Below are 9,049 nucleotides of genomic sequence, written 5' to 3' on the forward strand. Positions count from 1 at the left end.
ATAAGAGAGGGTGGTAGAACTGTTGGTTCTGGTGTTGTTTCTGAAATTTTGGAGTGAAAGTTTAGTCACAGGAGTGTAGCTCAATTGGTAGAGCGCTGGTCTCCAAAACCAGAGGTTGTAGGTTCAATTCCTATCGCTCCTGCATTAATGTTGTGGTAGAAATGTTAAAAGGGTTAAGTGTCTTTTTGTGTGATATAAAGCAGGAAATACGAAAAATTGTCTGGGTGAAGAAGCAAGAAGTGTTATCGTCTTTATTTGTTGTAGCGATTGTTATACTATGCTTTTCAGTTCTCTTTCATTTGATAGATTTTACGTCTCTTTACACAATTAAAGCTTTATTTGGAATTGTTTATGGAATATAAATGGTACATTATTAAAGTTGATTACGGGCATGAGAGGCACTTACGTGAGTTAGTAAACTACACTGCTTATTTCAAGGAGGTATTTATTCCTTATCAAACGGTAGGCAATTCAAAATATGACATAAGGGAACTGTGTGAACTGTACGTGTATATGCACCTGTGTGATGAGAGTAAGGATATTCTGAATCAAACACCTGGGTTCTGCAGTGATGAGCCTGGTAATTTTGAAGTAGTTTTAGATGATGAAATGAGTTTAAAGCGTAGAGAATTTGACAAGTACAAGTGGTATATTTTGAGAGTTGCTTCCAATTATGAAGAAAAGGTATGTCAACACGTGTTAGAAAATTCTATGAGATTAGGAGTTAGCAATTATTTTAAGGAAGTTTTTATCCCATATGAAGAGCCAAGTGAGGCAAGATTAAGGTCTAAAAAAACTGTTACACGAAGAAAATGCTTTCCTGGTTATGTTTTTTTATATGTAAATTTATGTGATGAAGTGTTAAACTTTGTTAATAGTATACCAAAGTCTCTTAAAGTTTACGGGTTCTTAAAAAATGGTAATGTTCCCAAGGTAATTTTGGATGATGAGATTCGCTCAATGTGTAATGCACTTTATAATGCTCAAGAGATGAAAAAGTTAAGTCATGGTTATGAAAAGGGAGAAAAGGTGAAAATTAATGACGGTCTTTTTCAAAATTTTACTGGTAAAGTAGATATGATTAACGATGAAAAAAAAATTATTAATGTAGAAGTGTCAATTCTAGGTAAGCCAACAATAATAGAGTTAGATTTAGCTCAAGTAGAGAAAATAGAGGATTAATTATGAGTGTCGTGATTGCTAAGATTAACTTATTAATGGAAGCGGGAAAGGCAGTACCTGGGCCAAAAATTGCTTCAGTGCTTGGTCCGCGTGGTATACCTGTTCCTAAGTTTTGCGAAGCTTTTAATAAGGCGACTAGCACGGCTAACGCTAACTACAAGGTAGGTGATTTGGTAACAGTACGAATCTCTATAAAGGATGATCGCTCTCACGATTTTACTGTCAGTGGTCCGCCTGTTGCTTATTTGCTTAAGCAGGAAACTAAATTGACCAAAAGCTCCAATAATCCGGGTAAAGAATTGGTGGCGAAGTTGCCTATGTCTGCTATAATTAAGGTAGCAAGATGTAAAATGGTTGACATGAAAGTGGATAATGAGGGTTCAGCAGTGAAAATGGTTATAGGCACTGCCAAATCTATGGGTATAGAAGTTATAGAAGGTTAGACACATGAGTGCATATCACGGTAATTCTAAGCAATGTTTAGAAAAGATTATTGAGTCTGCTTTATCACAGTTTAATGAGTCAATTGATGTTGCAGTTAATTTAGGTGTGGATTCACGTAAATCTGAAGAACAGGTGTGTGGTACAGTGGTTTTGCCTAAGGGTATTGGAAAGGACATTAAAGTAGCTGTTTTTGCCCAAGATAAGCATTTATCAGAAGCTGAAAAAGCTGGTGCTGATATTGTAGGAGGGGAGGATTTAGTTGAAGAAATAAAAAAGGGTAGAAAATTAGATGTTGATTGGTGTATCACTACTCCCGATTTTATAGCAAAAATTACCTCTATCGCAAAAGTATTGGGTGCCAAGGGGTTGATGCCTAATCCTAAATTTGGTACCGTAACTTCTAAAGTTGCAGAAGCTGTTAAAACCATTAAGTCTGGTCAAATAAAATTTAGGACAGACAAAAGTGGTATTATCCACGGTAAATTAGGGAACATCAAGTTCAGTGTTGATGATTTGCTAGAAAATTTGAAAGCCTTTCTTAAAGTCATTAAAAATAGTAAACCTGTTTCTGTTAAAGGAGTGTACTTTAAGAGTGTCTTTTTGAATTCAACTATGGGAAAAGCTTATAAAATAAACAAAGTGGAAGATATAATTTAAGGGGGGTAATACTGTGAAGCGTGAAAGTAAGGATGATTTTATACAGAACATAATGAATGTGTTTGTAAATAATGATTTCTTAATACTGGTAAATTTTAAATCTATAAATGCTAGTGACTCATTAGCCCTCAGGAGTAGCTTAAAGGCTATAGCAGGTGGGATGCTAATAGTTAAAAATACTCTAGCTCGTTTAGCTTTAGAAAGAACTGATAGATTTCCCTATTTGTCAGATAGATTTTCTGGTCCTGTTGCTATTATATACTCTAGTGGTATAGTAGAAGCTGCAAAGCTGATAGTTGATTTTGTTGATGCTAATAAAAAAAAGATGTCTGTGATTTGCGCAGCTCACCTTAATCAATTGCTTACAATAAAGGATGTTAATAAACTAGCTAAGTTGCCTTCTCTGGGTGAGTTGCGTATTAAAATTATACGTTTAATATCTTATAATATTCCTGCTCGGTTGGCGTTATCTATTAACTCACCTTCTATGAGACTTATAAGAGTGTTAGATTATTATAGTTCTAAAAAATAAATTTGTTGTTAAGTAAGGTAGTAGTATGAGTAATGTAACAAACGATTTGGTTGATAAAATATTATCTCTAAATCTATTAGAGGCTTCTGAACTTGTAAAAATCTTAGAAGAGAAGATAGGATTACCCGCTGGTTCTTTTGTTGGCGGAGTTGTTAGTGCTAGTGCACCTATTAGTGATAATGCTGCTAGTCCTGGTTCTCAAGAAAAAACTGAATGCAAAGTTGTAATTAAAGAAATTGATGCAAGCAAAAAAATGGAAATCATTAGAATGGTTAGAAAGGTTAATTCTACATTAGGCTTAAAAGAAGCAAAAGAGTTAGTTGAATCCTTGCCTAAGGATCTGACTGATAACATTCCTAGAGATGAAGCAGAGAAAATAAAGCAACAACTCATTGAAGCAGGAGCAACCAAAGTGGAACTTGAATAAGATGCTTATATTTAATATATTAATTCTATATTGATTTAGCGCTTTTAGTTAGTTTGGGGTATTTTAATGGTTGATTCTTCTTATACGTGTGTTTCTGATGCTTTTGTTCCTAGGGTTTCTTATTCCAGGTCAATTGACTTAAAAGATTCTTTGTTAGACTTAGTTAAAGTTCAAAAAGAGTCATACAAGTCATTTACTCCTGGAAGTCATGATAATGAAAGACTTGAATCTATTTTTCATTCAGTCTTTCCAGTAAATGATCCTCTGCATAGGGCTACTATTGAGTTCATAAGCTGCAGAATAGATGATCCTAAGTATGATGAATCTGAATGTATAAAGCGCGGTATAACTTTTTCTGCTCGAGTTATTGCTTCTATACGTCTTGTTGTCGTACAAGAGGGTATTTCTCTTGATGAATATAGATCGATAAAAGAGAGTGGAGATCGTTCCAAGCTTGCAACTATTGTAAAACTTATAGAAGAGCAGGAAGTCCACTTTTGTGAGTTGCCGATGATGACTGATAAAGGCACTTTCATCATTAATGGGGTGGAAAAGGTTATCGTTTCACAGATGCATAGGTCCCCTGGTGTATTTTTTGATAGCGATAAGGGAAAAACTTATAATTCCGGTAAATTAATTTATTCTGCTAGAATTATCCCCTATAGAGGTTCTTGGTTTGATATTGAGTTTGATGTTAAAGACCATTTATATTTTCGTATTGATAGGAAAAGAAAATTACCAATCTCAGTTTTATTAAAAGCGTTGGGACTGTCAAATAATGATATACTCGATAAATTTTATGAAAAGATAAAGTATATAAAATACAAAAATGGTTGGAAAGTACCTTTTATTCCTGACAAATTTAAGGGAGTCAGGTTACCTTTTGACTTAATGGAAGTTGAAGGTAATGTGTTACTTAAGGCTAATGTTCGTGTTACTTCAAGGCTAGCTAAAAAGCTGTATGACGATGGATTAAAAGAGTATCTAGTGCCTTTCGATTCTATATGTGGTTTATTTCTTGCAGAAGACTTAGTAGATAGTGTTAGCTCTACGAAAATTTTGTCTGCTGGTGAGTCTATAAAAGTGGAAGACGTAAAAAAGCTTGAATTACTATCTGTGGGTGAAATATCGGTTTTAAACATCGATAATCTATATGTTGGGCCTTATATATTAAATACACTTTTTCTATATGAAAACATGTCTTATCAGGATGCGCTGTATGAAATATATAGAGTCTTGCGTCCTGGTGAAGTTCCCGTTTTAGAAATAGTAGAAGAGTTTTTTCATAATCTTTTCTTCAACCCTGAGTATTATGACCTGTCTAATATTGGTAGGTTGAAACTTAATTCTTACCTTGGGTTAAATTGTGACGAGGATTTAACTGTCTTAACACACGAAGATATTATTGAAATTATAAGAAAAATAGTACTATTACGTGACGGTCAAGGGTCTGTGGATGACATTGATCACTTGGGAAATAGAAGAGTAAGATCAGTTGGAGAGTTTATAGAGAATCAGTTCAGGGCTGGGTTACTAAAATTGGAACGCGTAATAATCGACTCTATGTCTACTTCCAGTTTAGACAAAGTTTCTCCATCGGATTTTATTAATCCAAAAGTATTAACTAATGTCTTAAAAGATTTCTTTAATTCTTCTCAATTATCCCAGTTTATGGATCAGACTAATCCATTATCTGAAATAACGCATAAAAGAAGGTTATCAGCATTAGGTCCTGGGGGTTTAACGAGAGACCGTGCAGGATTCGAAGTACGCGATGTTCATCCAACTCATTATGGAAGAATTTGCCCTATTGAAACCCCTGAAGGGCAAAATATAGGGCTAATCAACAGTTTGGCTATATACGCACGTGTTAATAAATATGGTTTTATTGAAAGCCCCTACAGGAAAGTAGTAAATAGGGTTGTCACTGATCAAATTGAGTATCTATCTGCAATAGATGAAGGTTCGTATTATATAGCTGATACCAGTGCAAGGCTTGATGAAAATAACCGTTTTGTTGATGATATGCTATACTGTAGATATGCCGGTAGCTTTGCCATGGTAAGTAGCGATCAAGTGAGTTACATTGACGTATCTCCTAAACAGGTAATATCAGTTGCAGCTTCCTTGATCCCATTTTTGGAAAATGACGATGCCAACAGAGCATTAATGGGTTCAAACATGCAACGCCAAGCCGTACCTTTATTGAAGCCTACTGCTCCTTTGGTTGCAACTGGTATGGAGTCTTTTGTTGCTTCTGGTTCTGGTGCTGTAGTTTTGGCAAAACGTGATGGCATAGTTGATAGCTCTGATAGTAATTCCATAGTTATACGCGCCTTTGATGAAGAAAGGGTTAACTACCTAGGTGTAGATATTTATCATTTAAAGAAATTTCAGCGTTCCAATCATAATACTTGCATTAATCAAAGGCCATTAGTACATGTCGGTGATTATGTTAAAGAGGGTGATGTGATAGCTGATGGTCCTGCAATTAATAGTGGTGAGCTAGCACTTGGTAAAAATTTGCTAGTCGCTTTTATGTCTTGGCAAGGCTATAATTTTGAAGACTCTATTATCATTTCCAGTGAAGTTGTTAAAAAGGATCTATTTACTTCTATCCATATAGAAGAATTCGAATGTGTTGTACATGATACTCCTTTAGGGTCAGAGAAAATAACTCGTGCTATACCTGGTGTTAATGAGGAAAATTTATATCACTTGGATGATAGTGGTATAGTAAAAATTGGTACAAGAGTGGGCCCAGGCTATATTCTAGTAGGCAAAGTTACACCTAAACCTTCTCTTTCATTGCCTCCTGAAACAAAATTGTTGATGACGATTTTTGGTGAAAAGTCATTCGATTGTGCAGATTCCTCTTTGTACACATCTCCAGATGTTGAAGGGACAGTAATTGATGTAAGAGTCTTTACACGCAGGGGAGTTGAAGAGAACGAAAGGGCATTACTTATTAAGCAAAAAGAAATGGATGATCTAGAAAAAGAGCGGGACTATGTAATCAATGTAACCAGTGAGTATTTCTATGACGAACTAAAAAAACTTCTCATGCATTCTTGCTCTCAAGATCAAGAAAAACTTAACGCTATTGAACGTGAACAATGGTGGAGTATAGGGCTAAAGAACAAATCTATTTCTGAACAAGTTAAGAGCTTAAAAAAAGACTTTGATGAAAAAGTATCAAATGCAATAACACAGTTTAAGCAAAAAGTAGAAAAATTGGATGAGGGTTATGACTTGCCTCAAGGTGTATCAATGTCAGTAAAAATTTTCATTGCTGTGAAGCACAGTTTGCAACCAGGAGACAAAATGGCCGGTAGGCATGGAAATAAAGGGGTGATTTCTCGAGTTGTACCAGTAGAGGATATGCCTTATTTAGAGGATGGGATTCCTGTTGATATTATTCTTAATCCTCTAGGTGTGCCATCAAGAATGAATGTGGGACAAATATTAGAAACTCATGTAGGTTGGGCTTGCAAAAAATTAGGAGAAAAAGTAAGTGACATTCTTGATGAAATCAACAAAATTAAAAGTGCCTTCTGTAAGAAAATTAGGTCTCTCGATAACGACAGCCCTGCAAAATTTGCAGCAGCGTACCTTGATAACAGAAAAATTGAAGAAGCTAGTGATGAAGAAATAGCGACTTCTATTTTTAATATATCTAATAAAAATGTACTAAATGAAGAGCTAAACACATTAGTGAAAAATTATTTAAACTCCTGTAAAAGCGCGCACGACAATTTACGTAACTTCCTTATTGAGGTGTATAGTTGCGGTAGTGATGTATCCATCTGTAATGGTGTTCGTGAGATTGGTGACAGTAGCTTGATCGAGTTTGCAAATAAATTACGTGATGGTGTTCCTGTTGCTGCGCCTGTATTTGAAGGTCCAAAAGATGAAAAAATAACAAAATTATTTGAACTCGCTGGTTTGGATAACTCTGGACAGACTGTATTGTACGATGGTTGCACCGGTGAAAAATTTGATCGTAAGGTTACGGTTGGCTATATGTACATGCTTAAGTTGCACCACCTAGTTGATGATAAAATTCACGCACGTTCAGTAGGGCCTTATAGCTTGGTTACTCAGCAACCTCTTGGAGGAAAATCCCATTTTGGTGGTCAGCGTTTTGGTGAAATGGAATGTTGGGCATTGCAAGCCTATGGTGCCGCCTATACTTTACAGGAAATGTTAACCGTGAAGTCTGATGACATTAATGGTAGGATTAAGATTTATGAATCAATAATAAAAGGTGACAGTAATTTTGAGTGTGGGACTCCTGAATCTTTTAATGTGATGATAAAAGAATTACGTTCTTTATGTCTAAATGTAGCTTTAAAGCAAAACGAGATAGTTATTGAAGACATATCTCATACTAATATTGCACAGTCTTTTGATAAGATTAGTATATCAATTGCTAGTCCTGAAAGTATTAAATCTATGTCCTATGGTGAGATAAAAGATGTCTCAACTGCAAACTATCGTACATTTAAAGTTGAAAAAGGTGGATTGTTCTGTCCTAAGGTTTTCGGTCCTGTCAATGACGATGAATGTTTATGTGGAAAATACAAAAAAAGAAGGCACAGAGGTCGTATATGTGAAAAGTGTGGAGTAGAGGTTACATCCTCTAAAGTAAGAAGAGAAAGAATGGGCCATATAGAGCTTGCATCTCCTGTTGCTCATATATGGTTTTTGAAATCGCTTCCTTCGAGGATTGGAGCATTACTAGACATGTCTCTAAGAGATATTGAGAACATTTTATATAGCGATAATTACATTGTAATAGATCCTCTTGTTTCTCCTTTTGAAAAAGGTGAGATTATTAGTGAAAAAGCCTACAATGAAGCTAAAGATGGTTATGGAGCCGATAGCTTTGTGGCTATGCAAGGCGTTGAAGCTATAAGAGAGTTGCTGACTCGCCTTGATTTATACGAAATTAGAAAGAATCTAAGATTGGAGTTAGAATCTGTTACTTCCGAAATAAGAAGAAAGAAGATTATAAAGAGATTACGTATTATTGAAAACTTTATCAAATCAGGAAACAGACCTGAGTGGATGATACTTACGACTATACCTATTTTGCCACCTGATTTGCGTCCTTTAGTGTCTCTTGAAAATGGTCGTCCTGCAGTTTCTGATCTGAATCATCATTATAGAACTATTATCAATAGAAATAACAGGTTGAGAAAGCTATTAAGTTTAAATCCTCCCGAAATTATGATTCGTAACGAAAAGAGGATGTTACAAGAAGCAGTTGATTCTCTTTTTGACAATAGCCGTCGTAATACTCTAGCAAATAAAGCTGGTGTCGTTGGATATAAAAAATCTATTAGCGATATGCTAAAAGGAAAACAAGGTCGTTTCCGTCAGAATCTGTTAGGAAAAAGAGTGGACTACTCTGGACGTTCTGTAATAGTTGTTGGTCCAACTTTAAAGTTAAATCAGTGTGGATTACCAAAAAGAATGGCTCTCGAATTATTCAAGCCTTTTGTTTACTCAAAGCTCAAGATATATGGTATGGCTCCAACCATTAAGTTTGCTAGTAAGCTAATAAGAGCAGAGAAGCCAGAAGTTTGGGACATGCTTGAGGAGGTAATAAAAGAACACCCTGTGTTGTTAAATAGAGCACCTACTCTGCATAGGCTTGGTATACAGGCTTTTGAACCAATTCTTATTGAAGGCAAAGCAATACAACTGCATCCGCTTGTCTGTACAGCGTTTAATGCTGACTTTGATGGTGATCAAATGGCAGTACACGTACCGATTTCATTAGAAGCTCAGCTTGAAGCTAG

General features: G+C 35.5%; 7 protein-coding genes and 1 tRNA gene. All 8 read left to right on the plus strand.

Going from position 1 to position 9,049, the window contains the following annotated elements:
• Nucleotides 1-69 precede the first annotated feature (69 nt).
• Nucleotides 70-142: transfer RNA gene (locus IHO40_RS04655), tRNA-Trp, on the plus strand.
• A gap of 19 nt (nt 143-161) precedes the next feature.
• The gene (secE, locus tag IHO40_RS04660; protein WP_225536992.1) at nt 162-362 is read left to right on the plus strand and encodes a preprotein translocase subunit SecE; all 201 of its coding nucleotides are present in this window, start codon (nt 162-164) and stop codon (nt 360-362) included.
• Nucleotides 346-1,182 (plus strand): transcription termination/antitermination protein NusG, encoded by an 837-nt coding sequence (nusG, locus tag IHO40_RS04665; RefSeq protein WP_368666777.1) that lies wholly within the window; start codon nt 346-348, stop codon nt 1,180-1,182. The genes secE and nusG overlap by 17 nt, the downstream gene beginning before the upstream one ends.
• A gap of 2 nt (nt 1,183-1,184) precedes the next feature.
• The gene (locus tag IHO40_RS04670) at nt 1,185-1,625 is read left to right on the plus strand and encodes an uL11 family ribosomal protein (RefSeq protein WP_225536987.1); all 441 of its coding nucleotides are present in this window, start codon (nt 1,185-1,187) and stop codon (nt 1,623-1,625) included.
• Nucleotides 1,626-1,629: 4 nt separating this feature from the next.
• The gene (gene rplA / locus IHO40_RS04675; RefSeq protein ID WP_225536988.1) at nt 1,630-2,283 is read left to right on the plus strand and encodes a 50S ribosomal protein L1; all 654 of its coding nucleotides are present in this window, start codon (nt 1,630-1,632) and stop codon (nt 2,281-2,283) included.
• Nucleotides 2,284-2,296: 13 nt separating this feature from the next.
• The gene (gene rplJ, locus IHO40_RS04680; RefSeq protein WP_225536989.1) at nt 2,297-2,815 is read left to right on the plus strand and encodes a 50S ribosomal protein L10; all 519 of its coding nucleotides are present in this window, start codon (nt 2,297-2,299) and stop codon (nt 2,813-2,815) included.
• 25 nt (nt 2,816-2,840) lie between these two features.
• Nucleotides 2,841-3,242, plus strand: a complete 402-nt coding sequence (gene rplL / locus IHO40_RS04685; RefSeq protein ID WP_225536990.1) for a 50S ribosomal protein L7/L12 — start codon at nt 2,841-2,843, stop codon at nt 3,240-3,242.
• 66 nt (nt 3,243-3,308) lie between these two features.
• Nucleotides 3,309-9,049: DNA-directed RNA polymerase subunit beta (rpoB, locus tag IHO40_RS04690; protein WP_225536991.1), on the plus strand; the 5,741-nt coding region annotated here is incomplete at its 3' end.

Origin of the sequence: Wolbachia endosymbiont of Mansonella ozzardi (assembly GCF_020278625.1) — a bacterium.
GTDB lineage: Bacteria > Pseudomonadota > Alphaproteobacteria > Rickettsiales > Anaplasmataceae > Wolbachia.